The organism is Muriicola sp. (assembly GCF_041567615.1).
Taxonomy (GTDB): Bacteria; Bacteroidota; Bacteroidia; order Flavobacteriales; family Flavobacteriaceae; genus Muriicola.
Map to the genome: position 1 here is coordinate 1 of NZ_JBFGBM010000005.1, position 26,890 is coordinate 26,890.

Below are 26,890 nucleotides of genomic sequence, written 5' to 3' on the forward strand. Positions count from 1 at the left end.
CTTTCCCGGATCGGGCATTCGATGTCGGTATCGCAGAACAACATGCGGTAACCATGGCTGCAGGGATGGCTGCAGAAGGCCTGATCCCTTTTTGTGCGATCTACTCCACCTTTCTCCAAAGGGCCTATGACCAGGTCATCCACGACGTGGCTCTTCAGGACCTCCCCGTGATCTTTTGCATAGACCGGGCGGGACTCGTCGGGCAGGATGGAGCCACGCATCACGGGGCCTATGACCTCGTTTATTTACGCTGCATCCCGAATATGATCATTTTTGCTCCCATGAATGAAACAGAGTTGCGCAACATACTCTTTACGGTACAAAAAGGCGCGGACCACCCTGTCGCTATCCGTTATCCCAGGGGTAGAGGAGTGATCTCCGGGTGGCGCACCCCATTTGAGACCATCCCCATGGGCAGTTCCAGGGAATTGGTGAGGGGAACAACCATAGCCGTATTGTCACTCGGGCATATAGGAAACCAGGCGACAAACGCCCTGAGAGCCCTGGGGAATCCGAAAGAGATCGGGCATTACGACATGCGATTTGCCAAACCTCTGGATGAGGTGAGATTGCACGAGGTCTTTAAACAATACGAACTGGTCGTTACCCTGGAGGACGGTTGTGTTACAGGTGGTTTTGGCAGTGCAGTGCTCGAATTTGCCAATTCACACGGGTATCGACAAAGGATCATGTGCCTTGGCATCCCGGACAGGTTTATCGAACAGGGAACTGTAGACGAATTACAGGGTGAAGCAGGCATTGATGAAGAGTCGATCACCCGTTCCTTAATTCCGTTGCTTCATGAGGTTCGATAGGTTTTTAACATGTTTATTCCTTCTTTGCCTGCCGTTTTGGGGAACAGCGCAGGATACCATTCCTCCTACAGAAGAACCTGATACGACGGTGGTCGATACCATAGTCATCCGGGCTATGCAGGAGAAGATCAGGTATATCCCCAGGGGTGTGAATCTCACCAACCCGGTTATCTCTTTCAAGACCCGGCCCAGGACCCGAAGGTTCAACCGTTTTAAAATCCCCTCCTTCTGGGACGTGGAGAACAATCTGGGGCTCAACCTGAGTGAGGTAGCCTTTGTGAACTGGAATGCCGGGGGGGATAACGCCTTCTCTGCCCTGGCCAATGCCAAATTTGTTAGGAATTACAAATTCAGGTATGTGCAATGGAACAACGACCTGGTATTGAGATACGGGGTGAACGTACAGGAAGGCCAGAAACTCAGAAAAACCGAGGATGCTATCCGTTTCTCCTCGAGCTTTGGGTACCGGAGGGACACCCTGACCAGTTGGTACTATTCAGCCAAGGTGAAGTTCAACACCCAGTTCTCCAACGGGTACAAATACCCGGACAGGAGCACTCCCATCTCCCGGTTCATGGCTCCGGGCTACCTTTTTCTGGGAGGTGGTATCTCCTATATTCCAGAAGGAAAAAATTTCAATCTCTACATGTCTCCCCTGACTCAGAAAGCCACCTTTGTCCTGGACCAGAACCTGGCCGATGACGGGGCTTTCGGGGTGCAAAAAGCTGTGCGTGATTCCACAGGGGCTGTCATCAGGGAAGGAGAGAACAAATTTATCGAACTCGGTATCTCGGTCACCAATGAATGGAAGACCCCGATCTGGGAAAATGTCACTATGGACCACCGCCTGAGCCTGTATACGGATTATCTCAGGTCTTTCGGGAATGTTGATATTGACTGGGAACTCAACTTCGTCTTTACCGTGAATTCATTTCTGAAGGCGAATTTCGGCACCCAGATCATCTACGATGACGATATTAGATTCAATCCCGTGATCGCCGACGATGGCTCTGTGATATCTCCGGGTGTTCCGAGAATCCAGTTCCGACAGTTACTCGCTATCGGCCTCAGCTACGACTTTTAAAGCTGCTTTCCGGTGATCTTGTTGTGGATGTGTACGGCCCGGCTGTCTGAAAGGCTGGCGACAAAGCAGCAACACTGCAGCAGGATGGAATACAGGGAAGTTTTGGTTTCCCTGAAGATCTCCGGCAAGGTAGTAAGTACGAGTTTGTCGTAATTGGTAGCCCCTCCCTCCTGGGTTCTTACCATAGCCCCTGAATACGCCTCCAGGATGTCTGAGATGATCCTGTAGCCTGCGATCTCTTTTTCGATCACCTCCTGGGACCGGTAGACCCGCTCTGCGCTGATGTCCAGGATATCGCGGATCTGTGCCTTGTAACGGCTCCTTTCGAGCAGGGCCGTGCTGAATTCACCTTTGAGAATGTCCTTTTCGTGCTCCATGAACACCCGGGTCGCATCCTCGATGAGCGTATTGATGGCCAGGGCCCTCAGGTAGCTCAACCGGTCTTCCCTGTGTGCCAGGCTGTGGTACTTTTTAGTATCGATCCGGTCTTTTACCAGTTTGATCAGGTATTCCAGGGCATAGTCTTCGGGAATCAGCCCCAGGTTGATCCCGTCCTCAAAATCGATGATGGTGTAGCAGATATCGTCAGCAGCCTCTACCAGGAAGGTAAGGGGATGTCGTGAAAAGCTTCCCCTGTGTTCCCTGTTGAGAAGGCCGAGTTCCTTTACCACTTCCGCAAAAAACGGGATGTCTGCCTGGAAACACGCAAATTTTTTGTCGGCTATATGGCCGGTGGGTTTCTTGGGCAGGGATTCCTTGGGGTATTTCAAAAAAGCACCCAGGGTGGCATAACTGAGCCTCAACCCCCCTTCTACCCCTTCCCTCGTTTCGGTCAGGATCTTGAATCCGTTTGCATTCCCTTCAAAATCCACAAGATCCTGGTACTCTTTATCACTCAGCTGCTCCCGGTATCGGGCTCCTGCACCCGTCTGGAAGAATTCTCCTATGGCCTTTTCACCGCTGTGGCCGAATGGGGGATTGCCGATATCATGGGCTAGGGCTGCTGCGGCCACGATGGCCCCAAAGTCATTGAACCGGTACCCGTGTACCTCCTGCAAATGAGGGTAGACTTTCAGAATTTCCTTCCCGGCTCTGCGACCCAGGCTGCGCCCGACCACAGACACCTCCAGGCTGTGGGTAAGTCGGGTATGCACAAAATCGGTTTTAGACAGCGGGATCACTTGGGTCTTGTCCTGCAGGCTGCGAAAGGCGGCAGAAAAAATGATTCGGTCATAATCGACCTCAAAACCGAGTCGGGTCTCATCCTGTTCTTTCCTCAAACGCTTGTGCGAATCCCCGTATCGTCTCAGGGATAGGAGCTGTTCCCAGTTCATAAATGAATTTTGGCCGCAAGATAATCCTTTTCATGAGGACGCCTGATCCATGTGAAAATAAATAAAAAGGCCTCCATTTGATAACCTTGAGGTAACAATAAGACAATAAAGGATTAACGAATGGCTAACAAAGCCTTTACAAACCATCCCTTTCTTTGCAGCCTGAAATTGAAATTGCTTAGATGAGAAATCTTTACATAGTGTTATTCCTTCTCTTTAGTCATACGCTGCTCTCGCAGTCTAATGGAAGTATCGCAGGAGAACTCACTGACAAGGAAATGAATAATGAGCCACTCGCTTTTGCGAATGTGCTTATCAAAGGAACCACGAAAGGAACCACTTCCGATTTCGACGGTTTGTACGAGATCTCTAATGTAGCTCCAGGCACTTATACAATTGTCTTTACTTTCCTGGGATACGAGACACTGGAGATCCCGAATGTGATCGTAGAAGCCGGAAAGGCTACAAAAGTGGATGCCGCTCTTGGTGCGGGGAGTGTATCCCTTGACGAGGTGGTTATTACCACTACCGTCTCCAAAGAGTCCGAGGCAGCTTTGTTACTGGACCAGAAAAAGGCGGTACAGATCAAGGAGTCCATCGGGGCCGAAGCCCTTACGAAAAAGGGAATTGATGATGCAGCTGCGGCCGTTGCCCAAATCTCCGGGATCTCCAAACAGCAAGGTTCCAGTGACGTGTATGTGCGCGGCCTGGGCGACAGGTACCAGAACACCACCATGAATGGCCTTTCCCTGCCCTCCAATGACGTCAATAAAAAGAACATCAACCTGGACCTGTTCTCATCGAACATCATTGAGAATATTGCCGTAAGCAAGGCCTATACCTCTCTGTTCTACGGTGATTTCGCCGCCGGGAATGTCAATATCGATTCCAAGGAATACACCGGTAATGGGTATGTAGATATTTCCCTGGGTAGCGGGTTGAACTCCAACGCAGCAGGAACCGATTTTGTGACCAGCGAAGGCACGAGCTTCTTCGGCTTTTACAACCGGTATGACAACGACCCCTTTGCCGTCATCCTTTCCCATGGAGTTGACCCCGACCAGGCACCGGATCCCCTGAATATCTCCGGGTCCATCGAAGGGGGGTATTCCGTAAACCTGGGCGATGAATCGAGGCTGAGTTTCTTCGGGATGGCCAGTTTCAGCAACGGTTATCAATTCCTGGAAGGGCCTGCCCTTGATTTTACGAACGACATAAAGGTTAGGTTTCCTCTGGTAAACGAATACACCTACAGCACAACTACCACCGCCATGGGGAATATCGTATACAGAATCAACAGCGACCACAAACTGAAATTCACTTCCCTCTTCATCAACAGTGGCCGGGATGCCGTAGGGTATTACGGTATTGGTGGAAACGGTTTCAACAGGGACGGTTTCAGCAATAACGGGGATGGAGGATTTTTCCAGTTAAACGTGCAGTTCAACCAGGATATGATCTTTGTAAACCAGCTGAACGGGGAGCACACCTTCGATGAGGACTGGAAACTGGATTGGGGAATTGGCTTTAATAAGGTATTTTCAGACGAACCCGACAGAAAGCGGATCTCCCTGGAAGATTACCAGTTTGCCCTGGACGACGATCCCAGCACGAATCCCATTTTTTACGACAACATCGCCTTTGACAACCAGCGCTTTTTCCAGAGTATTGAGGATGATGAGTTGAATAGCTATATTAACCTGTCCAGGAAAGTTTCAGAAAAAGTAACCCTGAATTTCGGTTACAATGGCAGGCGCAAAGAACGCAGGTTTAACAACTGGCGTTACGGGTACCTGATCGCGGATAAAAATGCGAATCCGGTGACAGACGTCAATAACCTGAACGATTTCTTTGACGTGTCTAACATCGATATCCCGGCCGGCTCCGGACTATGGGACCTCTTCATCGTCCGTAATCCCCGGAACGTGGATATCGGCCTGGTGAACCGTCCGCAGGTATATGAGAACACCTACAAAGGGAACCTCGACATCCACGGGGTATACGCCAACGCCGAATTGAACCTGAGTGACAAATGGCTCCTGATCCCCGGTTTCAGGGTAGAGTCCTATCAACAGCGAATCGGGTATGACGTGATCAACCCGGTACCGACAGACCCCGGCTTCAGGAATGCCTATGAAAATATCTATCTGCCCAGCCTAAATGTGCGATACGCCCTGAACGAGGATGCCAACCTGCGTTTCTCCTTCAGCAAGACCGCATCTTTCCCGGAATTCAAGGAAGCTGCCAACTTCGTTTATGAAGGGGTGGTACAGCGCGTAGGGGGTAACCCCGACCTCCTGGGTAAACCCGATGGAACCGGACCTATCTATTCCGAGATCTTTAATTACGACCTGAAATACGAATGGTTCCCCAGCCGGGGCGAACTGGTCTCTGTTGCTGCTTTTGCCAAGGCGATCAACGATCCTGTCAACAGGGTAGTGGCCACCGATGCTACCGGAAATCAGCGTTTCTTCCGCACGGGAGAACAGGCCAAAGTTTATGGTGTTGAGGTGGAGATAAGGAAAAACCTTATCAGTGATGAGGACGATAATGCAATCCTCTCCTTCGGAGCCAACGCCGCTTATACTCATACGGAACAGGATCTGAAAACAGTCTCTACAGCAGATGGTTTTACTTTTGGGACCTCTTTTGCCGACAGGACCTCCGAAGAACTCGAAGGGGCTTCCCCCATTATCCTCAATGCCGATCTCAATTTCAGTCCGGAATTTGAGAACTACAAACCCTCGGCTTCCCTGGCATTCTCCTACTTCTCAGACAGGATCTATGCGATCGGGAGCGGAAACCTCGGGAACATGGTAGAAAAGGCTGTGCCTACGATGAATTTTATATGGCGCAATGCCTTTGGGGAGCATTTTGAAGCCAACCTCAGTGTACAGAATATTTTGAACCCCAATATCACCCTTGTACGTGAAAATACGGGTGTGGAAGATAACAACCCCCTGGTCCGTGGCTTCGTAAGAGACGGAGACGTCATCTTGCGGGAGTTCAAGAGGGGAATCAATGCGGGCCTCACCCTTAAGTATAAATTTTAAAAGTCATATAAACTTACATCAATGAAAAACAAGTTCTTACTTCTCGGAATAATAGCAGCTTTGTTCATTTCCTGTGAAAAGGATGATACGGCTACTATAATTCTGAATGATAATTGCAGTCCCAATAATAATGGGGGAAATACCACGGCTATTAATTTAAGTGGCGTGTATACCGAAGACCTGACCCTGGATCCTGCCAACGAATACGTCATTACCGGGCCTGTCCTGATGGCGTCAGGAACTACCCTGACCATACCGGCCGGGATGACCGTAAAAGCTCAGCCGGTAGGAGTGAATGCCTACATAGCCATACAGCAGGGGGCACAGATCAATGCCGTGGGTACAGCTTCTAACCCTATTGTTTTTACGTCCAATGCAGGTAGCCCGGCTTCGGGCGACTGGGGTGGATTGGTGATCTGCGGAAGGGCCCCGATCAACTCCACACCTAATGGCTCCGTAGATACTTCTACATCGGAGGTAGGTGGACTTTCCTACGGGGGTAATGCCCCTGCAGACAATTCAGGATCCCTCCAATACGTGAGGATCGAGTACGCAGGAGGCGCGATCGACGGGAACGCCGAACTCAACGGTCTTTCACTCTATGCAGTAGGTAATGCCACAGTGATTGACTACGTTCAGATCTTTGAAGGTTCTGACGATGGAGTGGAATTCTTTGGAGGCACTGTGAATGTGAACCATCTGGTGGTTGTGAACTCTGAGGACGACTCCGTTGACTGGACAGAAGGTTACATCGGTAACTTAACGGATGTTTATATCCAGCACGGAGCATCGCACGATAAAGCGTTTGAATGTGATGGTTACAACACAGACTTCAGCAATGAAGGCGGGTATTTCTCTGCTCCCAATGTGACCAATGTGACCATTGTTGGTGCCAATGACGCAGGTGAAGCAATAAGGCTTAGGGCTGGAACGCAGGGAATCTTCACCAATATATTGATCACGGATTTTGACGAAGCATTCGACCTGGACGGGGATACCGGGTCCAACCCAACCGGCCAGGGGGTACTCGATGACCTGTTGCAGGTGATCGACGTCACTTTCACGAATGTGACCACCAAACTGAACAACGGAACAGGGTATACCTTTACCGAAGCCGACTTTATCAGCGGGGATGGCAATGGCACCGGTACAGACATCGCCACCTGGGGTGCGGGATGGACTGTAGGTATCAACTAATACATTTAAAATCGTTACATATAGAACCCTGCCTTGAGCAGGGTTTTTTTGTGCATTACTCAATCATAATATGCAGCTAACTATTTTTTTACATAGCAGGTCGTTATTTGCAGCGAATTTTGACTTATGAAGAACTTTATTTGGATACTCGCCCTCATCATTTCAAGTGGCATGTACGCACAGGAAGGGGGCAACCTGGCCGGAACGATCAAGGACAATGAGGTCTTTGACGAAGGCGTGGTCTTTGCTGAAGTGCGCCTACGGGATACCGAGTTCAGTACACAGACGAATTTCAGGGGAAATTTTGAATTCAAGGGCCTGACCGCTGGCAGCTATCTCCTGGAAGTGTCCTATGCAGGGTACGAGACCCTGGAGATCCCTGTAGAGGTAAAAGACGGAGAATCGACCCAAATTACCGGTGCCATGTCTGCCAAAAAGCTAAGCCTTGAGGACCTCTCGTCAGTGATGAGTGAGACCCGTAAAAACTCAGGTGTAACATCCGACATGAAATCTCCGGGGGAAAAATAGAACATTGTCGACCCCTTAATAATAAAAATCCCGCCTGATCGGCGGGATTTTCTATTCTGATTAATCTATTACTAGTGTTTCACCAGACCCTCAGAGGTCTTCTTACCGTCGATACTGGCTACGACATTGTTGTTATAGACCACTTCCTTGACAGTTTCTCCCTGCCAGAAATACCATGTGCCGGAACGGAGTCCATTTACATAGGAGCCCTGGGCAACCTTCACTCCTTCCTCGTTGTAACTGATCCACTCCCCGTGAAGCTGCCGTTCGAGATTAAAAGTGCCCTTTTGGCTTACCTCCCCATTGTCGTGGAAATACACAGCTTCAATCAGCCCGGTTTCTTCATTCAGGGTGAGTTCTTTCTCTTTCTGACCATAGCCGATACAGGTGATCAGGAGAACAGCTGTTGCAAGAATATATTTTTTCATAGGATGCGAATCAATGATGTTTAAAGTTTAAAATTAACCATTTCTAACAATTATTCAATCATTTCTTTACAATAAATTTACATTGATAACGCAGAATATTACTCAATCTTGTATGCCTCAATGACCAGGGCCGAAATAAGGCTTAAAGATTCCTTAATCTTTTGGTTACACCCAAAAGAAAAATTTTAATGACTTTTACGTGTGTTTAAACACACCTTTGTTCATTCATGTAAATAAATAGTTTTTGTCGACTTTTTAGAGTGAATGCTGAGAACTGCCTCTGGCCAAGGCAGTTTTTTTATTTGTTAATATTAAGTTAACCTGAAGTCGTTTAAATGTAGGTATTTTGCGGCAGACAAAAACTACTATTTACTTGAAAATTAAACTTCTATCCCTGGGATTATTCCTCTTGTTCACTGCTGCGCTTCATGCCCAGGAAGATAACGCCCCCGCCTTTGGAAAAGGCTTGTTTAACCTCGTAGGAAAAGACAGCTCCTTCACTATGAAGATCGGGGCTCGTATGCAGATCCTCGCTATCTCGGAAGGCCTGGATGAGTCCGATGAATTCTTTGCGAATAACGAAACCAATTTCCTTGTCCGCAGGGCCCGATTAAAGTTTGACGGATATGCCTACTCCCCTAAACTCAGGTATAAAATTGAACTTGGCCTGTCTAACCGGGACATTGCCGGAGTATCCCAGTTCACGCGGAATACGCCACGTTATATCCTGGATGCGGTCGTTATGTGGAATTTCTACGAAAACTTTGAATTGTGGTTTGGTCAGACCAAACTGCCGGGCAACATCGAACGGGTGATTTCCTCAGGGAACATGCAGCAGGTAGACCGATCTCTGGTCAACAGCAGGTTCAATATCGACCGAGACATGGGTTTCCAGCTCAGGCACCATTTCAACCTCACCGATTCCTTTGTCGTCCGGGAAAAGCTGGCTTTTTCGCAGGGGGAAGGAAGGAATATCACCGATGGGAACGAAGGAGGATTTCAATATACCGGAAGGATAGAATTGCTTCCGCTGGGGTTGTTTGAGGGAGGCGGAGACTACATTGGAGCCGACCTTAAAAGAGAGCAGACACCGAAATTGTTTCTGGCCTTTACCTACGACTCCAATGTCAATGCCGTAAAGACACGCAGCAACCTGGGAGCTTATATGTTCAATGACACAGGGTTGTACCAGACCACCACAAACACCATTTTTGCCGATCTCATGTTCAAATACAGGGGGTTTTCCCTTATGGGGGAGTACTCCAAAAGGAACGCCGCAGACCCCATTGCTAAAAACTCAGATGGAACCCCCACGGGCGATGTCGTCTGGGTTGGGAATGGGATCAATCTTCAAAGCGGGTACCTGTTTCCCAGTAATTGGGAAGTTTCAGGTCGATTTACCCATATTAAATTGGATGCAAATATCACGGGAAGAAGTCCGGAAACACAATATACCTTTGGCGTATCCAGGTACATCGTCGGCCATAAATTAAAAGTACAGTCAGATTTAAGTTATCTTTCCATCGAAAACGGGAGTAACGAAGTGATGTTCAGGCTGCAATTCGATGTGCATTTTTGACCAAAGAATAACCATTACGTAACATCTTAAAGTGAGATACTCCGGATATTTGCACGCATTATTATAGGAACCTATGGAAAATATTTACTTTATCATGATCATCGCTCTTGCCGGCCTGGCAATAGCAGACCTCGTTGTCGGGGTGAGTAACGATGCGGTGAACTTTCTCAATTCGGCTATTGGATCCAAAGCCATCTCCTTTCGAACCATCATGATCGTTGCCAGCCTCGGTATTGCTTTCGGGGCCATTTTCTCCAGCGGGATGATGGAAGTCGCCAGAAAAGGAATATTCAATCCCAGCGAGTTCTATTTTAATGAGATTATGTTCATCTTCATGGCCGTGATGATCACTGACATCCTCCTGCTGGATTTCTTCAACACGCTGGGGATGCCAACCTCGACCACTGTTTCCATTGTTTTCGAATTGTTGGGGGCCGCCGTCGCCATGTCCATTATAAAGATAGGGATCGATGGAGGTTCCGTAGGAGATATTATCACCTATATCAATACCTCCAAAGCCTTTGAGATCATTATGGGGATACTGTTATCTGTGGTGGTCGCCTTTTCCATTGGCGCTATGGTACAATGGGTTTCCCGCCTTCTTCTGTCCTATGATTTTCAAAAGAAAGCCCGATGGGTCGGCTCATTATTTGGAGGGATCGCCTTAACAGCCATTACCTATTTCATCTTTATGAAGGGGATCAAAGGAACGCCCTATGCTGGGGAGACCTATGATGCTTTAGGCGGGCTGACGATTAGCGCCTATCTGGAAAATCAGGTTTTTATGATCGTTCTGGTCAGCCTTTTGTTCTGGTATCTGATCTCTTTCGTACTCACTTCCTTCTTGAAAGTGAATATCTACAAGCTCATCATAGGCGTAGGAACCTTTGCCCTGGCACTGGCCTTTGCCGGTAACGACCTGGTAAACTTCATCGGGGTACCGATCGCCGCTTATCAATCCTATGAGGCCTGGGCCGCATCAGGAGTAGCCGCAACAGAATTCAGCATGGGGGTGCTCGCATCCAAGGTGCCCACTCCTACAATCTTCCTTTTCCTCTCCGGATTGGTGATGGTGGCCACGCTTTGGTTTTCCAAAAAAGCCCGTTATGTGGCCGATACGGAAATCAACCTGGCGAGACAGCACGACGCCAAAGAAAGGTTTGAACCCAACTATCTCTCAAGGTCACTGGTTCGCATTTCCATGCTGGTCTCCCAGTATACCGCTACAGTGATTCCCAATTCAGTCACTAAAAGGATCGACAATCGATTTAAGAAACCAGTGATTGAAATGCCAAAGGGAAAGATACACGAACTGCCTGCCTTCGATATGGTAAGGGCCGCCGTGAACCTCATGGTAGCGGGGATACTGATCTCCATCGCCACCTCTTTCAAATTACCTCTTTCTACCACCTACGTCACCTTCATGGTAGCCATGGGTACCTCCCTGGCCGACAGGGCCTGGGGAAGCGAGAGTGCTGTGTACCGGGTAGCCGGTGTACTGAACGTTATTGGCGGATGGTTCCTCACAGCGATCATTGCCTTTATCGCATCAGGTATCATCCTGGCCATCATCAGTTTTGGAAAGGGTACCGCAATAGGGATCCTCCTATTTGTGGCCATTCTGATCCTCGCCCGTAACTATATCTCTTACAACAAGATATCAAAGGCTTTAATTGCCGAGGACCGACTTATAAAGGCGGAGAGCAGTTCCATTCAGGGCGTGATTTCCGAGAGTTCTAAGAACATCTCGAATGTGATGAAACGCAGCGGTAAACTGTATCGCAATTGCATTGAAGGCCTTGCCAGGCAGGATCTGGACCGATTGAAAAAGAACAAGACCAGTGTGGTCAAGCTTTCAAAGGAGATAGAGGAATTACGGGATCACTTGTTCTATTTTATCAAGAACCTGGATGAATCCAATGTGGAAGCCAGTAATTTTTACATCAATATCCTAGGCGACCTGACGGATATCTCCCAGTCTCTGGAGTACATCGCCAAGATCACTCACAAACACGTGAACAACAATCACAAGAAATTAAAATTCAATCAGATCAAGGAACTCACAGAGATCAATCAACAGCTTGAGACCTTATTTTCTAATACAAAGGATGCCTTCGACAATGGCTCCTATGAAAAGATCGGGATCATTCTGGATCAAAAACAGGATCTCTATAATTTGGTGACCGAGAAAATCGAGAAGCAGATAGCCAGGACGCGTTCTGAGGAATCCAGCCCAAAGAATACCACGCTCTATTTCTCGATGCTCATTGAAACCAAGGATCTCATGGAGGCTACCATGGAACTGCTGGAACTTTATTACCAGAAGTACGATCAATCCGTCCCTGCAGCAAGTGTTTCTAAAGAATAGGTTCTTCCCCGTGCCCTCTCGTTGAGTGAGTTCAGGCTACTTGTTCTGCCAATTCGCTACTCTCAGGGACAAACAGAGTGTCTGAGCGGCAGTAAAGCAACTCCGCTACGGACACCAGGTTTTCGATCAGATCGTGCAGATGGTCATAGTCATTAACCAGGGAGGAAGCCATAAGGGTCGAGATTAGATCCTCCCGTATCAACCTGTCTATCTCGTCATTTTGCTTGGATAGTTTTTCCAGTGACTTTACCCTGAGCTTCTTCAGCTCCTTTTTATAGGAAGAGATGTCTTCAGGAGGAATGGGCAGATAGATACCCCTGAGATGGGTCAACATGAGTTTCCTGTAGAAATCGTATTCCTTTTTCATATGGGGGTTGTCCTTTGTGGAATAGGTGCGGATATTCCTGTTTACCTCCCTTGTATGCCGTATGATCTCCACCATCTTCCGATTGGCGAGTTTGATCTCCATAATTCGGTTGTTCTGAACAGATTGGAGCTTGAGCGTACTCTGAGCCTGTGTTGCGAATTGCAGGATGGAACCGTAAATGCTCTTTACCTTGGTGAGATAGAGTTCTCGTACGTTGACCCCGAGATCTTCATCCGTTACCCTGATCACTTTTTTTGCTTTCACATCGGATCGCAGATCATCCCTGTGGATATTGAAGGCATGGGTGACGATCTCAAATACGGCATTTTCGAAAAGGTGTTTGGATTCGCTGACCAGAGTAGCAATGGCCGTTTCAGGGAACTTCAGCATCCTCTTGTTGAGGTATTTCGGTTCATCGATATCCCGAACAGGGGCGATTTTTTCTGGTACGGCCCACTCTACGAGTCGCGCTATGGGTTTGATGAACCAGATCAAAAGGAAGGTGTTTAAAATATTGAACACCGTATGGAAAAGAGAAAGGGCCACCGGGATGGCCGCAGCACTGACTATAGGGGAATCACTCCCCGTCTGTACAGCCAGCCAGGTGATCATCCGCAAAAAGGGATAGAACAGGATGAGGACCCAGACAACTCCCAGGAGATTGAAGATCAGATGAGCCCTGGCCGTGCGCTTGGCCCGGAAGTTAGCTACGATGGCCGCCAGGTTTGCGGTGATGGTCGTTCCTATGTTCTCTCCCAGGACCATGGCAGCCCCCAGCTCAAAGGGGATCCATCCTTCTGCAGTCATCAGCAGGGTCAGGGCCATGGTGGCACTGGACGATTGGACGATGATGGTAAGGACGGTTCCAATTAACAAGAACAAAAGGACGGAAGTAAAACCAAGGTCTGCGTAGTTGTTCAGGAATTCTAGTATCCCGGGGTTCTGGTTGATGTCCGGCATGGCATCCTTGAGAAATTGCAGCCCGATAAAGAGGACTGCAAAACCCAGGATAAATTCACCCAGATTTTTAAAGTGTTCCTTTTTAGAGAACATAAAGAGGAAACCCAGGCCGCAAAGAGGCAGGGCAATGGTGCTCATGCTCACCTTGAATCCCAAAATGGTGATCAGCCAGGCGGTGATGGTGGTACCGATATTGGCCCCCATGATCACACTGATAGCTTCAGTGAGGGTAAGCAACCCTGCGTTCGAAAAACTTACCACCATGAGGGTAGTCGCCGAGGAAGACTGTATTACGGAAGTTATCAGGAAGCCCATGGAGACCCCCAAAAACTTGTTGTAGGTCATTTTTGCCAGGATTCTGCGCATCCGGTCGCCCGCCAATAACAAGAGGGCATCGCTCATTACCTTCATCCCGAAGAGAAAGAGGCCCAAAGCTCCGAGGAGTTGCAAGGTTTGATAGAATCCGAATTCCATACCCTCTGATAGTGATCAGGTGTTTACGCCCCTCAATTTATCATTATTTTTTTAACCCGCCCTTCAACTTTTAAAATCCTACAAAATAAATAGGAAAACTGATAAATATCATTGCGTCCGGGAACCCATTTGCTTATATTATAGGTCCTTGAGTGTTAGACTAAATAAGGCATACGTAACACTAAATTCAATGCCATGAAAAAAGTTATCCTTGGTTTACTTGCTCTTGGACTTGCCATCCCAGCCTTTACCCAGGATGTAAAGGTTGAAGAGCTTACTGAAGTGGTCATCAGGCCGATGAACTTCAAATACTTGAATGCGACCGATGCCAGGGAGGCAGCTGTTCCCGTGAGATTGCTGGAACGCGCCGTCGCCTCCTATGACATTACGGAAGCTGATTTCTATATGGACGACTTTGATTTCTACACCGTTTCGTTCTATATCCCCGACGGAAAGATCGTCGCTGAATATGACGCAAACGGCAAGATTTTGAGAACTATAGAGAAATTCAAGAATATTGCATTACCTAATGACGTTAAGACTGCATTATTGGAAAGGTTCCCCAATTGGACCGTATCCAAAGACGTTTACCGCGTAACCTACACCGATGAAAATGGTGCTAAAAAAATCTATAAGCTACTGCTTGTCAATGGCGACAAAAAAATGAGGGTAAAAATGGATCCTGCCGGAGAATTCCTGTAGAATCACCTGATTTGCCCCGGCTTTATTTAGAATAATTTAAACAAGGAAATTTAAGTGCTGTCTGCAAAGGCAGCACTTTCTTATTGTACTCCTGGAATTACCTAGCGGTAAAAATTCATCTCGTCCATGTATCGCCAAACCCCCTCAGGCAACATGGGTCTGATATTCTTTCCCTTTTTGTGGTTCTTTCGGATAAAGGTGGAGGAGATCTCCATAACAGGGGCATCGATATGGTGAATATGGGGATGACCTTTAAACCTTTTGGGGACAATCCCACCGGAGATCCTCGGGTAGATATAAATGTGATGGTTTTCCAGGATGATCTCAAAATTCTTCCATTTGTGAAAGGTTTTGAGATTATCCTCCCCCATCAGGAGGGAAAAATCGCATTCTTCCCCATATTTTTCGCGTAGATGCACCAGGGTATTGATAGTGTAATTGGGCTGGGGCAGATCGAATTCGATAGTGCTTGCCCTGAGTTTGGGATAGGGATCCACCGCCTCCTGTACCATCTGATACCGGTGATGATCAGACAACATGCTCTGCTTCACCTTAAAGGGGCTCTGGGGGGTGATCACGAACCACACTTCCTCCAGGTCCGAGAATTCCACCATGTGGTTGGCGATCACCAGGTGCCCGACGTGGATGGGATTGAAGGTGCCAAAAAAGAGTCCGACCTTTTTCATTCTCCTCCTCCCCCGGATTGCTCTTTTTCAAAGGACGGCACTACGCCCAGATAATCTGCCACCATCTTATGGGCCTCCTTTAGTGCCGTATCCAGGTCGTAGTTCTTGATGACCCTATCGAACTGGGGGGCGGTAGCCAGCTCTACCGAAGCCTTGGCGATCCTCATATTGATCTTCTCATCGCTTTCCGTACTTCGTTTTTTCAGCCGGATCTTGAGTTCGTCTACACTGGGCGGTTTTACGAATACGGCCAGGGTTTGTTCTGGAAACTTCTTTTTAATACGCAGTCCCCCCGCGACATCAATGTCGAAAATTACGTTCTTCCCTTCGGCCCACAATCGTTCAACCTCACTTCTCAGGGTGCCGTAGAAATTGTCCCTGGACACCTCTTCCCCTTCCAGGAAATCCCCGTTTTTGATATGTTTCTTGAATTCCGAAAGGGAAATAAAGTAATAGTGTTCCCCGTTTACCTCCTTCCCCCTGCGTGCCCTGGAAGTGGCCGAGATGGAAAAGGCCAGGTTGAGTTCGGGCTGGGCCAACAGATGGCGGACAATAGTGGTCTTGCCGCTCCCCGAAGGGGCCGAAAATATAATGAGTTTACCGCCACTACTCATAAGACATTGAGCATTTGTTCCTTGATCTTCTCCAGTTCATCCTTCATCTGTACCACCACTTGCTGCATGGGGGCATAATTGGCCTTAGAGCCTATGGTATTGATCTCCCGCCCGATCTCCTGGCTTATAAAGCCAAGTTTCTTTCCGTTTGATTCCGAATATTCCATGGTCTCCCTGAAATAATTCAGATGGTTCTCCAACCTTACTTTTTCTTCAGTGATGTCGAGCTTTTCGAGGTAGTAGATCAGCTCCTGCTCAAATCGATTGGCATCGACTTCCATCTTGATATCTGCAACCGATTTTTCGAGGCGTTCGCGTACCGCCTGCAGGCGTTCCTCATCCAGCGCACTTACCTGATCCAGTAAGCTGTGCAGGTTCTTCAACCGGGAACTGAAGTCCTTTTCGAGGATGCCGCCCTCTTCTGACCTGAAATCCTGTATGGCATTCAGAGCATGCTCCAGAGCATCCAGGATCGCCTTGTATTCCTCAGGGTCTACCTCATCCTTGTCAGTTTTTAAAGTATCGGGCAATTTGAGGGCCATTTCCATCAGGCGTAGGTCATCTCCGTCGGCAATGGTCCTAAGCTGTCTCATGTAGTGTTTCACCACGGCCTCATTGATCTGGGAAGTAGTCTCGTCACCGGTGATCTCAACGTACAGGTTAAAGTCCACCTTCCCCCTCAGGAGGGCTGAGGCGATGATCTTGCGCAGTTCCAATTCTTTTTCCCGATACAGGGGGGGCATCCTTGCGTTCAGATCGAGTGATTTGCTGTTGAGGGATTTCAGCTCTACCGTGATCTTCTTAGTGGGCAGCTGCACGATATGCTTCCCAAAACCTGTCATGGACTGGATCATAACTTCGATTTGATTTGGCTAAGGTAATTATTTTCAATCGCCTGCATAGGTCATAATTTCAAGTGGCTATAATTCCCTGACCCAGATATTACGGAAACTCACTCTGCTGTTATCCCCGTGGTCCTGTAACCGGATCGGGCCTTTGCCATGGGGCGGATTCTTAGGCCAGCCGATATAAGGAGTGGTCCCTTTGATCTCCACATGGTCCTGCACGAGGATCCCGTTATGAAGCACGGTTATGGTTGCTGATTTCGTCTTTGCCCCTGATTCATTGAATTCCGGCGCGTGATAGATGATATCATAGGTGTTCCAATCCCCGCTGGGCACGGAGGCCATCGCCAGGGGGATATGCTGCTTGTATACAGAGGCTACCTGCCCGTTCACATAGGTGTCGTTATCGTTATTGTCGAGCACCTGTACTTCGTACAAATCCTGGAGGAAGACCCCGCTGTTCCCTCTGCTCTGGCCTTCTCCCTCAACTTCTGCCGGGGAACGCCACTCTATATGCAGTTGTATATCCCCGAACTGTTCTTTGGTCACGATGTCCCCGGTCTTGTCCTTAACGGTCATGCTCCCGTCTTCATTCAGGTGCCAGACCACCTCAGAGCTGTCCCGGACCATCATCCACTGGTCAAAAGAAGTACCGTCGAACAAGATGATGGCATCGCTGGGAACTCCGTTACTTCCTTTTGAGACAACCCTCGGAGGAACAGGCTCATAGATCTCTGTCTCCTCAGGAGTTGTGGGCTCTACTCCAGAATACTCCCCGTAGACAATCCCCTCTTCTACTTTTGAGGCCTGTTCCGGTCTATCGGAACCGGTATCCTTACAGGAGACAAGGATCGACAGGGCGATACATGCGTAAAGTAATATCTTCATGTTAGAGTTTCTTTATCCGGATGTTCCTGTAGGCCACTACATCCCCGTGGTCCTGAAGCCCGATCTTCCCCGTGTGGAACTTACCAAAGCCAGACCAGCCGGCAAATTTTGATTGTGAGACCAGGGCATCCCATTCCTTATTCCCCAGGGGAAAGGTCACGATATCGACGCCGTTGAGATTGACCATCCCTTGTTGCTCCTCGTAATTTACCGTAATGACACAGGTATTCCACTCGCCTGCGGGCTTTGTGACATCTTGGGATGGCGCTACCATGTCATAAAGAGCTCCTGCCTGATGGGTGTCACCGGCTTTGGCGTCGGGGTGGCGGGCATTGTCCAGGACCTGTATCTCCGGTCCGGTCTCATAGGGTTGTCCATAGGTCGGATCCTCTTTTACCCCCCAAAAAATTCCGCTGTTGGCCCCCTCGGCTACCCTCCATTCCAACGACAGAATGAAATTGGTGTAGTCCTGCCGGCTCACGATGTTGAAGCTTTCCCCTTTCTTCCTTTCTTTTGGGGGATAGAATACCATGGCGCCGTCCTCAATCTTCCAGTTCTCGGCCATCCCGTCACGGAGGTATCCCTTCCAGTGGTCGAAGGAAGTACCGTCAAACAGGATTTCCCATTCCCCATCCACAGAGGAAGTCTCCGAGACCGCAAGATCCTGAGAGCTATTGTTTTCTGAATCCGACTTTTCCTTGCATTGAAGGAATAACAGGCTGGCGACGACCAGTAATAGTTGAACCTTTCTCATTGTATTAGTTTTATGTACCCAGTATTTTTCGGAGCATTTTCTTATCTATCTCCCCTCCGGCAAAATCGTCAAAGGTCTTCTCGGTGGCTTCTATGATATGCTCCTGAATGAATTTCGCGCCTTCCCTGGCGCCCTGTTCCGGACTCTTGATGCAGCATTCCCATTCCATGACGGCCCAAACATCACACCCATATTGGGTCAGTTTTGAGAAGATCGTTTTAAAATCGATCTGCCCGTCACCCAGGGATCGATACCGCCCGGCCCGGTCTCCCCAGTCATTGTATCCCCCAAACGCTCCTTTCTTCCCTGTAGGATTGAATTCGGAATCTTTGACATGGAAGGCCCTGATAAACTCGTGGTAGTGATCGATGTAGGCGATATAATCCAGTTGCTGCAAGACGAAGTGGCTGGGGTCATAAAGGATGTTCACCCTTTTGTGGTTACCCGTAGCTTCCAGAAATCGTTCAAAAGTATCCCCGTCGTGCAGGTCTTCCCCCGGATGGATCTCATAGCACACATCCACTCCCTCCTTGTCGAAATGGTTGAGGATAGGCATCCATCTCTTTGCGAGCTCTTCGAATCCCATTTCAACCAGTCCCTTGGGTCGCTGTGGCCAGGGGTGCCAGGTATGCCATAGAAGGGCACCGGAAAATGTGGCATGAGACTTAAGCCCTAATCGCCTGCTTGCCGTGCCGGCTTTTTTGACTACGTCTACTGCCCATTCCGTCCGGGCTTTGGGATTGTTCTTCACAGCGTCCGGTGCAAAATTGTCGAACATCAGGTCATAAGCAGGGTGCACGGCCACCAGCTGTCCCTGCAAATGGGTGGAGAGCTCGGTGATCTCCAGGCCGTAGGAGTTGATCTTGCCCTTGAGCTCGTCACAGTAGTCCTGGCTGCTGGCAGCCTTGTCCAGGTCAATGAGAAAGTGTTCCCATGTTGGGATCTGTATCCCTTTGTACCCCAGGTCTGATGCCCATTTGCACATGCCATCAAGGGTATTAAATGGGGGTTTGCTGTCTACGAACTGGGCAAGGAATACAGCCGGTCCTTTTATTGTTTTCATGGAGAGTTGTTTAGTTGTGTTGTTAAAATGTCCCTGATGCCCTTTTCGGATTTGAGTCCTATCTTTAATGGATAAAACCGAAGAAGGCTTCTTAAAAAGGTGAAGTCCTAAATATAGGAAATACACAGAATTAAATGGAAATTGTGGCCCACATTATGCGGAGTCGATTCGGGACAGCTATCTTTCGAAATGAGGGATTCCTGAATTTATTATTCCAACATCTATGTCTTAACCTGCGATTCCTATGAAAAATGCATCAGCGAGAAACCTGTGGGGTGACTTTTTGGACAAGCACCTGGAATATGCCTTCGCCGAAGAACCCACGGTAACTCATTTCTGCGATAACGAAAAAGACGCCAACACCTGCCTGAAACTGGTACTGAAAGGGGTCAAACGGGCGACCAGCCATTCCCTTCTGGGCCTTCAGTACAGAAATGAACCCCTGCCCAAGATCGGGGATTTTACCATTATCACAGACTGGAAGGGGAACGCAAAGTGCATTGTACGCACTGTTGCGGTTGAATTAAAACCCTTTTTTAGCATCAGGGAGTCCTATGCCAGACTGGAAGGGGAAGGAGATAAATCCCTTGACTACTGGAAGAGGACCCACTGGGATTATTACACTCGTGAATTGGAGCCCTTCGGAAGGGTGCCGCGAGAGAGCATGATCATAGTCTGCGAGGTCTTTGAAAAGGTCTTTGAGAGAAAGTAAGTACCCTAGTCCAGATCGACCCAGATATTCCCGCCTTTGTGTGAAGCTACAGTCGCTTCGATGAAATTGAGGCCGCGTACCCCGTCGTTCATGGTCGGATATTCCCCATCGTTGTATTTTTCCCCTCTGATCGCCCTGGCGACACCCAGGTAGATATTGGCCATGGAGTCAAAGATCCCTTCCGGGTGACCCGGAGGCAGTTTGGTGCCGTCAAGCGAAAGGGCGCTGTTATAGGCATGACCGGGTTTATAGACCTCCATGGGTTCTGTATCACTAATCTTGTAGAGATAATTCGGGTTTTCCTGTTCCCAGAGAAGGCCGAATTTTTCCCCGTAAATACGGATGGCAAGGCCGTTCTCCTCCCCTGTGGCCACCTGGCTCGCCCTGATGACCCCCTTGACGTGATCTCCCATCCGGATCAGGGCCGTTCCGTCTACATCCATCTGGTTGTCGGCATAGAGATAGTTAAAATCGCATAAAAGGGACTTCACTTTCAATCCGGTCGTATATTCGACCATATTGAAGGCATGTACCCCTATATCTCCCATACAGGAACTGATCCCGGCCTTTTTAGGATCGAGCCTCCATACCGTTGACCGCTTGGTCTTGTCGTGAATGATGGGATTAATCCATCCCTGGTAATAGCGGGCATCCACTTTGTGGATCCTTCCCAGTTCCCCTGCTTTGATCATCTCCCGCATCTGCCTCACCATGGGATAACCCGTATAGGTATGGGTGACGGCAAAAACGGTTCCGGCCTTCTTGTGGGCATCCCTGAGGATCTTGGCTTCCTCGTAAGTAGTGGTCATGGGTTTTTCACAGATCACGTGGAAACCGTTGTCCAACAATTTCTTGGCCATAGGGAAATGGAGAAAATTGGGGGTTAGCACCGCACAGACCTGTATCCGCTTCTCCTCAGGAAGCTTCATCTCTTCTTCCACCAACGTATCGAAGTCCTTGTATATCCGGTCTGTGGGAACATCGATCTGCTTGGCAAAGGCCAAATTATCTTCAAAATTGGGATTGAAAACAGCTCCGGTAATAGCATAATTGTCATTGATAAATGATGCTATGCGGTGCAAAACACCTATGAGGGAATCCCCTCCTCCTCCGATTATTCCAAGTCTGATTTTTTTTGGCATGTTGAATTCTAATTTTTGTATTCGATGATTTCGTTCTTAAAGAATATAGAAAAAAGGGCCATGACCACAAAGGCAAAGATGGCTGGAAAGATCCAGATATTTGTCCAGTCATGCACATTTTCCGACACGAGATAGAGATCAGAGATTTTCCCGGCGACCCAGAATCCGATAAGCATCCCCAACCCGTACGTGGCCAGGGTGATGAGACCCTGTGCAGCGCTCTTGAACTTCTCACCGGCTTTTGAATCCGTATAGATCTGACCCGATACAAAGAAAAAGTCGTAACAGATCCCGTGCAAAGCGATCCCGATGATCAGCATAAAGGCCAGATCGCCAGCATTGCCATAGGCAAAAAGGAAATACCGCACTGTCCAGGCGAGCATCCCTGCAATGATGGTTATTTTAAACCCGAAGCGTTTAAAGAAGAATGGCAGCAAAAGCATAAAGAGAACCTCAGAAGCCTGTCCTATGGTCATCTTCCCCGTAGGGTTATCCATGCCTATCTCCGCGAGGAATGGGTTGGCATTCTGATAGTAGAATGCCAGGGGGATGCAGATCAGGATGGAAGAGATAAAGAAGATCAGGAAGTTCCTGTCCTTCAGCAGTTTTAAGGCATCCAAACCCAGGATGGTTGAGATATTTACATTCCCATCCTTGATCGACGTAGGTGGTGTCTTGGGAAGTGTAAAACTGAACAATCCCAGAAAGGCTGATGCGATAGCCACCATCAGGAAGGTATTCTTCAGCATACCCCCTGCCCTCGACTCTACAGAGTCCCAAAGGAAGACGTAGCTGATGATGAGCCCGGCTACGATCCAGCCGATCGTCCCGAAGACACGTACAAAGGAAAATTCCTTGGCGGGGTCTTTCATCTGGTTAAAGGAAATGGAATTCACCAGGGCAAGGGTGGGCATGTAAATGATCATATAGCCCAGTACGTAGGGATAGAACACGGAGAATTCCGGTGCAGAATACATTTGGTACATCAGGAATGCCCCGAGAAGATGAAGTATCCCCAGGATACGTTCGGCATTGAAATACCGGTCTGCGATAAGGCCAATGATAAAGGGTGCAATGATGGCTCCCCAGGATTGGGTAGAAAATGCCATGGCGATCTCCCCTCCAGTAGCCTTGAGGTTGTCTCCAAGGAAGGTTCCCAGGGTGACAAACCAACCCCCCCAGATAAAGAATTCCAGGAACATCATAAAAGACAGCTGCACTTTGATTTTCGTGTTCATATTGCTCTGTTTAGGTTCTTATCGCTTGTAAAATACATAATCCAGGGAAATCGGTTCTATGCCGTTTGCCCTTAGATCGGCCAGGATCTGAGCCCTGTGGTGGGTAGAATGGTTTACGATATGAAACAGCATATCCTGTACCGTATTGGTGAACAGACGCCCCTCGGAATTCTGATAGTCTATACGAGTCTCAAAATCATCTGTGTTGGTGATGATCTCAAAAGTATTGCGCTGGTTCTCATAGTGGATGTCCGTCCAGTCGGACAGGGTGTGATCCTGCCATACTCCATAGCCCGGCTCTGTCCCGTTAATCCTCGCATTCCAGATATGGTGCGCATTCAGAAGATGGTTAAAAAGAGACGCACTTTTCTCAGGCACATCCTCCATTTGCCCAAAAGCTTCTATCAATTGTTTATTGCAATAGAAGTTGTAATCAAAGAGTTCGTTGAAGAATTCTTCCATGGGTAATTTCAGGTGTTAAGACAATTCTGATGCCGATTTGAGAAGCAAGTCCTTGGTAGCCATGATCCCTTCCTTTTCGCCCAGTGTATCCCCCTCGTATTCTACCCCTATATAACCGGTATACCCGGCGTCCTTCACGATCTGCAGCATCTGGGTGTAGTTGATCTCCGTTTCATTGCCTGCTTGATCAAAATTGTGAGATTTAGCACTGACTGCTTTTGCGTAGGGCATTAACTCCTTTACGCCTTTGTAAATATCATACATCTCGGCGCATCCCTTGGAATAATCAGCGGGGTCGTTGCGCCGGATACAGAAGTTGCCAAAATCCGGGAGGGTCCCGCAGTTATCCATATTGACCTCGGACATCACCCTGGCGAGCATGGCCCCGTTAGAAGACAGGCCTCCGTGGTTTTCCACCAGGATATTGATTCCCTTTTCCCTTGCATAGGAGGCGAGTTGGGAAAGGCCGTCTACCGAATTGGCGATCCAGGTATCGGGTTCCGTACTGCCGGAGAGATTGACCCTTATTGCATGACATTTCATGGCCTTGGCAGCATCCACCCATTTGTGATGGTTCTCGACCGCCTTTTTCCTTTCCGCCTTATCTGAGGTGGCAAGATCACCCTGCCCGTCTATCATGATAAGGACATTTTCCAACCCGTATTTCTCAGCCTCGGCATTCGACCGCTCTACAAAAGCCGCCATGGCTTCTGCACTGTAATTAGCTTCTCGGAGCTCTTTGTCGTAGAGCTGGCTGACATATTCCAGTCCGGCAAATCCCCATTCCGCAGCTTTTGACGCAAAAGCATAGGGGTCCAGTTCACCGTTCCAGATCATCCTGTGTACCGACCACTGGGCCAGCGAGAGCTTGAAAAAAGGCTCCGTCATGACCGTCTCAGTCTCCGTTTTCCCCTCATTTTCCTTTTTTCCTTGCTTGCATCCATACAGGCCCAGGAGAGATAAACCTGCTCCTGCCGCTGCAGTGTTCCTGACAAATTTTCTTCTTTTCATGGATTTTGTATTTCAATTATGAAAAGGTTCCCTAAGTGTTCCATCCTAAAATACTTGAAGTAGTTTCCCGTATTGTTGCGTTGTGGCATCCACTGTTAAGCCTTTGATAATTTCGTGATTATTCCTGTTAATTAACAGGAAACCCTCAAGAATATGGGCGTTTAAATGTATACAATTAATTTTATAATTAATACATTTAGCCCTCAACTAAACAAAAGGGATGAGCAAATTTTTTTACAATGAAGTACAGGACTCCTATGATGCTATCGTGGTCGGTTCCGGAATGAGCGGAGGCTGGGCAGCAAAGGAATTGTGTGAAAAAGGGTTGAAGACCCTGGTTTTGGAACGAGGCAGGATGGTCAGGCACAGGGAGGACTATCCCACTGCCAATATGGACACCTGGGATTTTCCTAACAACGGAGAATTGCCTCCGGAGGAGGTCGCCAAACAGTTCAAACAGGCCCGTACTGGGTATACGGTAAGGGCACCTCATAATTTTTGGTTCGTCAATGACCTGGAGCATCCCTATAATGAGACCAAGCGGTTCGACTGGATGCGGGGATACCATGTGGGGGGAAGGTCCCTGTTGTGGGGCCGGCACAGCTACCGGTGGAGCGACCTGGATTTTGAGGCCAACAAGAAGGAAAAGATCGGGGTCGACTGGCCCGTGAGATACAAGGATATAGAGCCCTGGTACTCCTATGTGGAGACCTATATCGGCATTTCTGGTGAAGCCCTGGGACTTCCCCAATTACCGGACAGTGTTTTTGAGCCCATGATGGAGCTCAACTGCATGGAGCAGCACGTACGTGAAAAAGTAGCCGAACATTTTGACGGGCGGGTGATCACTTCCGGAAGGGTGGCACATATCAATAGCAATAAACAGTTTGGAGGAGATGGCCGGATCCGATGCCAGTTCAGGAACCGCTGCATCAGAGGGTGTCCCTTTGGAGCCTACTTTAGTAGTAATTCCTCCACCCTGCCCGCAGCAGAAGCCACCGGAAACCTCACCCTGAGGCCGGATTCCATCGTCCACGAGATCATGTACGATCCGGATACCCAAAAAGCCACAGGAGTAAAAGTCATAGACAGGGTGACCAAGGAGACCTTTGAATTCAAGGCAAAAGTAGTCTTCTTGTGCGCTTCTGCCATCGCATCGGCTTCCATACTCATGCAGTCCAGATCGGATCGATTCCCCAACGGAATGGGTAATGACTCCGATCAGCTGGGAAGAAATATCATGGACCACCACCTGGGGGTGGGAGCGGCCGGAAAGTACGACGGTTTTGAAGACAAGATCTACAAAGGCAGAAAGCCCAACGGGGTTTATATCCCCAGGTTCAGGAACCTCGGTGGCAAATCTAACATGTCAACCTTCAAAAGGGGTTACGGATACCAGGGAAGTGGGAGCCGTGGCAACTGGGAAGACGTGGTTTCCGAACTGTCTCATGGGAAAAGCCTGAAGGAGGCTATCCTGAAACCAGGAGGCTGGACCTTCGGGATTGGCGGTTTTGGGGAAGTACTTCCCTATGAGGACAACAGGATGACACTGGACTATGACAAACTCGACCAGTGGGGTCTGCCAACGGTCACTTTCGATGCCGAATTCAAGGAAAATGAATGGAACATGAGGGAGGATATGAAGGAACAGGCCTATGAAATGCTGACAAAAGCAGGACTCAGGGATGTTCAGGCATTCGACAGGCCCGGAGCTCTCGGTCTGGGAATACACGAGATGGGGACGGCCAGGATGGGCAGGGACCCAAAGACCTCTGTTCTCAACGGCTATAACCAGGTTCACGCTGTGCCCAATGTCTATGTTACTGATGGCGCATTCATGACCTCTGCAGCCTGTGTCAACCCTTCCCTTACCTATATGGCCTTCACGGCACGTGCCGCAAATCACGCGGCGGAACAACTTAAAAAAGGAGTACTGTAATGGATAGAAGAATCGCTTTAAAGAATATGGGGCTAGCGCTGGGATATACCGTGGCGACCCCCACCCTCTTATCCCTGATGCAGGGATGCAAGGAAGTTGAGAATGTAGATTGGACACCTGATTTCTTTACCAAGGAAGAAGGTGAGATTTTGATCCAATTAGTGGATATCATCCTGCCAAAAACAGATACACCTTCGGCTTCTGAGGTAAATGTGCATGTCTTTATCGACCGCTTTACCAATGAGATTGTGGATGAAGTGCAGCAAGACCTGACCAGAATTTCTTTTAAAAGATTCATTCAAAAGGCATTGCAGGAATCAGGCAAGAAAAAAGTTGAAGAACTGACTTCTGAAGACCTGGAACCTCTCTTTGTCCAAGAACTGAATGCTCCCGAAGAAGAGGATATAGAAAATATGGAGCTGATGATAAAAAATACGTCAGCAGCTTCCCAAGGCGAAAACGATGCCGTTGCCGATGAAATGATCCATTTTTCCTTTGCAAAAAACCTCAGGGAGATGACCATCTGGGGCTATAAGTCCTCCGAATACGTAGGGGAGAATATTCTGGCCTATCTCCCCATACCCGGGGAATACATCCCTTGTGGAGATGTGAACGAACTCACAGGAGGAAAAGACTGGGCTCTCTAA

Annotated in this window: 24 protein-coding genes; 11 read left to right on the forward strand and 13 right to left on the reverse strand. The window is 48.5% G+C overall.

Annotated features, from left to right (window positions below; translation table 11 throughout):
- Window positions 1-815, forward strand: an 815-nt coding sequence (locus ABYP73_RS00725) for a transketolase C-terminal domain-containing protein (RefSeq protein ID WP_372973171.1), incomplete at its 5' end; no start/stop codon positions are given.
- An 88-nt stretch (window positions 816-903) separates the two neighbouring features.
- Complete coding sequence (locus ABYP73_RS00730; RefSeq protein ID WP_372945424.1) at window positions 904-1,899, forward strand: DUF3078 domain-containing protein; 996 nt, start codon at window positions 904-906, stop codon at window positions 1,897-1,899.
- Here the strand turns inward: ABYP73_RS00730 and dgt are convergent.
- Window positions 1,896-3,233: a dGTP triphosphohydrolase gene (dgt, locus tag ABYP73_RS00735; RefSeq protein WP_372945425.1), complete on the reverse strand. Its 1,338-nt coding sequence runs from the start codon at window positions 3,231-3,233 to the stop codon at window positions 1,896-1,898. The two genes, ABYP73_RS00730 and dgt, sit on opposite strands and share 4 nt — an antisense overlap.
- Window positions 3,234-3,415: 182 nt before the next feature.
- Here dgt and ABYP73_RS00740 point away from each other — a divergent pair, with 182 nt between their 5' ends.
- The 3 genes from ABYP73_RS00740 to ABYP73_RS00750 all read left to right on the forward strand — a co-directional run bounded on the left by ABYP73_RS00740 (window position 3,416) and on the right by ABYP73_RS00750 (window position 8,011).
- A complete protein-coding gene (locus ABYP73_RS00740) occupies window positions 3,416-6,286 on the forward strand; it encodes a TonB-dependent receptor domain-containing protein (protein WP_372973172.1) in 2,871 nt (956 codons plus the stop codon).
- A gap of 21 nt (window positions 6,287-6,307) precedes the next feature.
- Window positions 6,308-7,483, forward strand: coding sequence for a multidrug transporter (locus ABYP73_RS00745; protein WP_372944419.1), 1,176 nt, complete (start codon window positions 6,308-6,310; stop codon window positions 7,481-7,483).
- Between the two features lie 126 nt (window positions 7,484-7,609).
- On the forward strand, window positions 7,610-8,011 hold the full coding sequence (locus ABYP73_RS00750) for a carboxypeptidase-like regulatory domain-containing protein (RefSeq protein ID WP_372944420.1): 402 nt from the start codon (window positions 7,610-7,612) through the stop codon (window positions 8,009-8,011).
- Window positions 8,012-8,082: 71 nt separating this feature from the next.
- Here ABYP73_RS00750 and ABYP73_RS00755 read toward each other — a convergent pair whose 3' ends face one another.
- Complete coding sequence (locus ABYP73_RS00755) at window positions 8,083-8,439, reverse strand: nicotinic acid mononucleotide adenyltransferase (RefSeq protein ID WP_372944421.1); 357 nt, start codon at window positions 8,437-8,439, stop codon at window positions 8,083-8,085.
- Between the two features lie 373 nt (window positions 8,440-8,812).
- Here ABYP73_RS00755 and ABYP73_RS00760 point away from each other — a divergent pair, with 373 nt between their 5' ends.
- Both ABYP73_RS00760 and ABYP73_RS00765 read left to right on the forward strand, forming a co-directional pair.
- The gene (locus ABYP73_RS00760) at window positions 8,813-10,018 is read left to right on the forward strand and encodes a porin (RefSeq protein WP_372944422.1); all 1,206 of its coding nucleotides are present in this window, start codon (window positions 8,813-8,815) and stop codon (window positions 10,016-10,018) included.
- 73 nt (window positions 10,019-10,091) lie between these two features.
- Window positions 10,092-12,386: an inorganic phosphate transporter gene (locus ABYP73_RS00765; RefSeq protein WP_372973173.1), complete on the forward strand. Its 2,295-nt coding sequence runs from the start codon at window positions 10,092-10,094 to the stop codon at window positions 12,384-12,386.
- Window positions 12,387-12,417: 31 nt separating this feature from the next.
- Here ABYP73_RS00765 and ABYP73_RS00770 read toward each other — a convergent pair whose 3' ends face one another.
- Complete coding sequence (locus ABYP73_RS00770; protein ID WP_372944424.1) at window positions 12,418-14,187, reverse strand: Na/Pi cotransporter family protein; 1,770 nt, start codon at window positions 14,185-14,187, stop codon at window positions 12,418-12,420.
- A gap of 195 nt (window positions 14,188-14,382) precedes the next feature.
- On the opposite strand from ABYP73_RS00770, the gene ABYP73_RS00775 reads away from it, so the two are divergent.
- Window positions 14,383-14,889 carry a nicotinate-nucleotide adenylyltransferase gene (locus ABYP73_RS00775; RefSeq protein WP_372944425.1) on the forward strand — a complete coding sequence of 169 codons (507 nt, stop codon included), beginning with the start codon at window positions 14,383-14,385 and terminating at the stop codon, window positions 14,887-14,889.
- Window positions 14,890-14,990: 101 nt separating this feature from the next.
- Here the strand turns inward: ABYP73_RS00775 and nadD are convergent, their stop codons facing one another.
- From nadD to ABYP73_RS00805, 6 genes are all read right to left on the reverse strand, one after another.
- Window positions 14,991-15,575 carry a nicotinate (nicotinamide) nucleotide adenylyltransferase gene (nadD, locus tag ABYP73_RS00780; protein WP_372944426.1) on the reverse strand — a complete coding sequence of 195 codons (585 nt, stop codon included), beginning with the start codon at window positions 15,573-15,575 and terminating at the stop codon, window positions 14,991-14,993.
- A complete protein-coding gene (gene gmk / locus ABYP73_RS00785; protein ID WP_372973174.1) occupies window positions 15,572-16,189 on the reverse strand; it encodes a guanylate kinase in 618 nt (205 codons plus the stop codon). Before gmk ends, nadD begins: the two co-directional genes overlap by 4 nt.
- Complete coding sequence (locus ABYP73_RS00790; RefSeq protein ID WP_372973175.1) at window positions 16,186-17,043, reverse strand: YicC/YloC family endoribonuclease; 858 nt, start codon at window positions 17,041-17,043, stop codon at window positions 16,186-16,188. Before ABYP73_RS00790 ends, gmk begins: the two co-directional genes overlap by 4 nt.
- Window positions 17,044-17,109: 66 nt before the next feature.
- Window positions 17,110-17,922, reverse strand: a complete 813-nt coding sequence (locus ABYP73_RS00795) for a DUF1080 domain-containing protein (protein ID WP_372973176.1) — start codon at window positions 17,920-17,922, stop codon at window positions 17,110-17,112.
- Window position 17,923: 1 nt separating this feature from the next.
- Window positions 17,924-18,676: a DUF1080 domain-containing protein gene (locus ABYP73_RS00800; protein ID WP_372944430.1), complete on the reverse strand. Its 753-nt coding sequence runs from the start codon at window positions 18,674-18,676 to the stop codon at window positions 17,924-17,926.
- A gap of 10 nt (window positions 18,677-18,686) precedes the next feature.
- The gene (locus tag ABYP73_RS00805; protein ID WP_372973177.1) at window positions 18,687-19,739 is read right to left on the reverse strand and encodes a sugar phosphate isomerase/epimerase family protein; all 1,053 of its coding nucleotides are present in this window, start codon (window positions 19,737-19,739) and stop codon (window positions 18,687-18,689) included.
- 244 nt (window positions 19,740-19,983) lie between these two features.
- Here ABYP73_RS00805 and ABYP73_RS00810 point away from each other — a divergent pair, with 244 nt between their 5' ends.
- Complete coding sequence (locus tag ABYP73_RS00810) at window positions 19,984-20,451, forward strand: ASCH domain-containing protein (protein WP_372973178.1); 468 nt, start codon at window positions 19,984-19,986, stop codon at window positions 20,449-20,451.
- Between the two features lie 5 nt (window positions 20,452-20,456).
- Here the strand turns inward: ABYP73_RS00810 and ABYP73_RS00815 are convergent, their stop codons facing one another.
- Genes ABYP73_RS00815 through ABYP73_RS00830 form a run of 4 tightly spaced genes read right to left on the reverse strand, consistent with a single transcriptional unit; the run spans window position 20,457 to window position 24,304 of the window.
- Complete coding sequence (locus ABYP73_RS00815; protein WP_372944433.1) at window positions 20,457-21,593, reverse strand: Gfo/Idh/MocA family protein; 1,137 nt, start codon at window positions 21,591-21,593, stop codon at window positions 20,457-20,459.
- Between the two features lie 8 nt (window positions 21,594-21,601).
- Entirely contained in the window at window positions 21,602-22,831 is a 1,230-nt protein-coding gene (locus ABYP73_RS00820; protein ID WP_372944434.1) for a nucleoside permease, read from the reverse strand.
- 18 nt (window positions 22,832-22,849) lie between these two features.
- A complete protein-coding gene (locus ABYP73_RS00825) occupies window positions 22,850-23,293 on the reverse strand; it encodes a DinB family protein (RefSeq protein WP_372944435.1) in 444 nt (147 codons plus the stop codon).
- Window positions 23,294-23,308: 15 nt separating this feature from the next.
- A complete protein-coding gene (locus ABYP73_RS00830; protein ID WP_372973179.1) occupies window positions 23,309-24,304 on the reverse strand; it encodes a sugar phosphate isomerase/epimerase family protein in 996 nt (331 codons plus the stop codon).
- Between the two features lie 220 nt (window positions 24,305-24,524).
- Between ABYP73_RS00830 and ABYP73_RS00835 the strand changes: the two genes are divergently transcribed.
- Together ABYP73_RS00835 and ABYP73_RS00840 are read left to right on the forward strand one after the other, a co-directional pair.
- Window positions 24,525-26,243 carry a GMC oxidoreductase gene (locus tag ABYP73_RS00835; RefSeq protein ID WP_372944437.1) on the forward strand — a complete coding sequence of 573 codons (1,719 nt, stop codon included), beginning with the start codon at window positions 24,525-24,527 and terminating at the stop codon, window positions 26,241-26,243.
- Window positions 26,243-26,890 (forward strand): gluconate 2-dehydrogenase subunit 3 family protein, encoded by a 648-nt coding sequence (locus ABYP73_RS00840; RefSeq protein WP_372973180.1) that lies wholly within the window; start codon window positions 26,243-26,245, stop codon window positions 26,888-26,890. The genes ABYP73_RS00835 and ABYP73_RS00840 overlap by 1 nt, the downstream gene beginning before the upstream one ends.

Bases quoted from the DNA above. Each gene is read 5' to 3' on its own strand.
- ABYP73_RS00765 (WP_372973173.1), top strand. From the start codon at position 10,092: ATGGAAAATATTTACTTTATCATGATCATCGCTCTTGCCGGCCTGGCA.
- ABYP73_RS00815 (WP_372944433.1), bottom strand. From the start codon at position 21,593: ATGCCAAAAAAAATCAGACTTGGAATAATCGGAGGAGGAGGGGATTCC.
- ABYP73_RS00825 (WP_372944435.1), bottom strand. From the start codon at position 23,293: ATGGAAGAATTCTTCAACGAACTCTTTGATTACAACTTCTATTGCAAT.
- ABYP73_RS00830 (WP_372973179.1), bottom strand. From the start codon at position 24,304: ATGAAAAGAAGAAAATTTGTCAGGAACACTGCAGCGGCAGGAGCAGGT.
- gmk (WP_372973174.1), bottom strand. From the start codon at position 16,189: ATGAGTAGTGGCGGTAAACTCATTATATTTTCGGCCCCTTCGGGGAGC.
- ABYP73_RS00775 (WP_372944425.1), top strand. From the start codon at position 14,383: ATGAAAAAAGTTATCCTTGGTTTACTTGCTCTTGGACTTGCCATCCCA.
- dgt (WP_372945425.1), bottom strand. From the start codon at position 3,233: ATGAACTGGGAACAGCTCCTATCCCTGAGACGATACGGGGATTCGCAC.
- ABYP73_RS00835 (WP_372944437.1), top strand. From the start codon at position 24,525: ATGAGCAAATTTTTTTACAATGAAGTACAGGACTCCTATGATGCTATC.
- ABYP73_RS00795 (WP_372973176.1), bottom strand. From the start codon at position 17,922: ATGAAGATATTACTTTACGCATGTATCGCCCTGTCGATCCTTGTCTCC.
- ABYP73_RS00810 (WP_372973178.1), top strand. From the start codon at position 19,984: ATGAAAAATGCATCAGCGAGAAACCTGTGGGGTGACTTTTTGGACAAG.
- ABYP73_RS00750 (WP_372944420.1), top strand. From the start codon at position 7,610: ATGAAGAACTTTATTTGGATACTCGCCCTCATCATTTCAAGTGGCATG.
- ABYP73_RS00740 (WP_372973172.1), top strand. From the start codon at position 3,416: ATGAGAAATCTTTACATAGTGTTATTCCTTCTCTTTAGTCATACGCTG.
- ABYP73_RS00805 (WP_372973177.1), bottom strand. From the start codon at position 19,739: ATGAAAACAATAAAAGGACCGGCTGTATTCCTTGCCCAGTTCGTAGAC.
- ABYP73_RS00745 (WP_372944419.1), top strand. From the start codon at position 6,308: ATGAAAAACAAGTTCTTACTTCTCGGAATAATAGCAGCTTTGTTCATT.
- ABYP73_RS00800 (WP_372944430.1), bottom strand. From the start codon at position 18,676: ATGAGAAAGGTTCAACTATTACTGGTCGTCGCCAGCCTGTTATTCCTT.
- ABYP73_RS00840 (WP_372973180.1), top strand. From the start codon at position 26,243: ATGGATAGAAGAATCGCTTTAAAGAATATGGGGCTAGCGCTGGGATAT.
- ABYP73_RS00770 (WP_372944424.1), bottom strand. From the start codon at position 14,187: ATGGAATTCGGATTCTATCAAACCTTGCAACTCCTCGGAGCTTTGGGC.
- ABYP73_RS00755 (WP_372944421.1), bottom strand. From the start codon at position 8,439: ATGAAAAAATATATTCTTGCAACAGCTGTTCTCCTGATCACCTGTATC.
- ABYP73_RS00790 (WP_372973175.1), bottom strand. From the start codon at position 17,043: ATGATCCAGTCCATGACAGGTTTTGGGAAGCATATCGTGCAGCTGCCC.
- ABYP73_RS00820 (WP_372944434.1), bottom strand. From the start codon at position 22,831: ATGAACACGAAAATCAAAGTGCAGCTGTCTTTTATGATGTTCCTGGAA.
- nadD (WP_372944426.1), bottom strand. From the start codon at position 15,575: ATGAAAAAGGTCGGACTCTTTTTTGGCACCTTCAATCCCATCCACGTC.